This window comes from Streptomyces sp. (assembly GCF_035563135.1).
In the GTDB taxonomy this organism is placed as follows: Bacteria; Actinomycetota; Actinomycetes; order Streptomycetales; family Streptomycetaceae; genus Streptomyces.
The window spans coordinates 1-2,176 of record NZ_DATMVN010000495.1 but is presented as its reverse complement, the minus strand read 5'-3'; the positions used below and the strand labels follow the sequence as shown (position 1 = coordinate 2,176).

The following is a 2,176-nucleotide window of genomic DNA, read 5'->3' as shown; positions in this document are numbered from 1 at the left end:
ACGTGACGCGCTTCCAGATCGGGGACGCCGTATTCGGCACAGGCACCGGGGGCTACGCGGAGTACGCCACCGCCCCCGAGAGCAGCCTGGCCGCCAAGCCGCCGAACGTCACCTTCGAGGAAGCCGCCGCCACCCCGTCGTCCGCGACGGCGGCCCTGCAGGCGCTCCGCGATGTCGGCCACGTCCAGGCCGGCCAGCGGGTGCTCGTCACCGGCGCCGGAGGCGGGGTCGGCACGTTCGCGGTCCAGCTCGCGGCAGCGTCCGGGGCCACGGTGACCGGTGTGTGCAGCACCTCCAAGGTCGACCTGGTCCGGTCCATCGGTGCCCACGACGTCATCGACTACACCCGCGAGGACATCGCCGATCGGCCCTACCGCTACGACGTCGTCATCGACACCGGAGGGGACCGGAGCGTCGCCCGGCTGCGCGCTGCCCTCAGCCCCACGGGGACCCTGGTGATCGTCGGGGGAGAAGGGGGCGGTCAGGTGCTGGGCCTGTCCCGGCAGCTGCAGGCGATAACGCTGTCGCCCTTCGTCCGGCAGCGACTCGGTGTCGTCTTCTCCAGCCCGCGCCGCACCGACCTCGAGCTCCTCGCGGCGATGCTCGCAGACGGCCGCGTGGTACCCGTCGTAGACCGGACGTTCATCCTCGACGAGGTGCCGGAGGCGATCCGTCACCTACGAGCCGGCCGCGCACGCGGCAAGGTCGTCATCGTCGTCTGAAGCGTGGTGATGCCCAGGTATGGGGAACAGGACCTCTCTGCGTCGGAGCAACGGGGTCACGAGCGCCAAGAGCGGGTTCTGCGCCCGCGGTCCCAGTTCGGAGGAGACGTGACACCCGCCCGGTCTCAGCAGCCGCCGGCACCGGGCCAACGAGTTCTTGCCGACGGCGCCCAGCAAACAAGACTGCGATGAAATCGCAGGGTTGAGGGCTTGGCGCTGGCACATGTCACTACGCTCGCGACGATTCAGGGGACTGGCTGGAGAAGAACTGGAGAAGGCTCCGGACGCTGGTGTGGATTCACCCCTCAACGCAACCTGCGCTGGCTGAGACGGAGCACGTCCGCGGAGGACAGGTCGGGGTTCGACTGTGGACGCCGGTGAACTGGCGGGGGTGGGGAGCCGAGCATGAATTTTGCAATCACCGCGGCTGCCGTGCGGGCGCCGATCACTGGAACGAGCTGACCAAGCCGAAGACCTAGCCCGGCGGCTGCTGCCACACAGCGCACAAGGTTGCAGCGGGGCAGAACGCGCGGCCTGCCGGATGAAGCTTCTACTTCGCTCCGGCCTCGGTCAGCTGCGTCAACAGCTGCGCTGCACGGAAGTACTTGTTCTTGCCCAGGTCCCCCACGGTCTTGATGTTGAAAGCCTGCTTGAGCAGGTTGGCGTCGCCCTCGCTGATCCCCTGCAGTGCACTCACGGGCGCCTTGAGGATCTCCGCCAGCGACTTGGACTCCCAGTCCTTATCCAGGAAGGCGCCGAGGTTCGCTTCCACTGCCACGGTGGACCTCCAATGGGTGCGCGGATGCGGGACCCCGAGCATGGCATGGGGCACGTCCTGCCCGCCTCCCGAGAGGGACCCTCCGCCGAGCTGCGCCTACGTCGAGGCAGCGTCTCCTGTGAGGATCAAGCGCTCGGCGCCACTTGCGCGGACACGTGTGTGGGCCGGCGGCCGGTCGTTGGTTCCCCGGTCGCCGTGCCACCACTCCAAGCCCGGGCCTCGGGGACGTCCGCGGGTCGCTCAGCCCGGCAGCAGCTCGAGACCCGGATGGGGTGCTGCCGGCGTTTGGCTCGCCTTCGTGCTCTCCACCGGCATCGGCTGGGCCAAGCTGCCGACCGAGTTGGGCTATGGCTTCGGGTGAGGAGCGACCGCAGACCCCGAAGTTCTGTGACGGCCCGCCCCGGGGTGAGCTGATGTGGTTCGTGCCGGCGGAGCCACCGCCGACCATGTCTAGCGGCCGGCCGATGCCGTGGGCGTGAAGCGGACGCCCAAGGAGTTCGCCGCGTTCCTCCGTGCCCGCGCGGCATGGCGAGACAGCCATGGGCGACCGTTGCCGCCGCTGCCAGCGAAAACGGCACAAGATGGCGAGGACCACGGGCCTCCCTCAGGCGCTCGTCGGGGCCGAACAGGCAGCCGAGGGGGCCGATGCGTTCGGCCCACGGGGAGGGACCGGACC

2 protein-coding genes are annotated in these 2,176 nt (G+C 69.5%); one reads left to right on the top strand and one right to left on the bottom strand.

From position 1 onward, the window contains the following. The coding region (locus VN520_RS21820) for an NAD(P)-dependent alcohol dehydrogenase (RefSeq protein ID WP_325748623.1) at window positions 1–722 on the top strand (722 nt) is incomplete at its 5' end. Window positions 723–1,272: 550 nt separating this feature from the next. Here the strand turns inward: VN520_RS21820 and VN520_RS21815 are convergent. Beyond that, a complete protein-coding gene (locus VN520_RS21815; protein ID WP_414719907.1) occupies window positions 1,273–1,500 on the bottom strand; it encodes a hypothetical protein in 228 nt (75 codons plus the stop codon). Window positions 1,501–2,176: the final 676 nt, after the last annotated feature.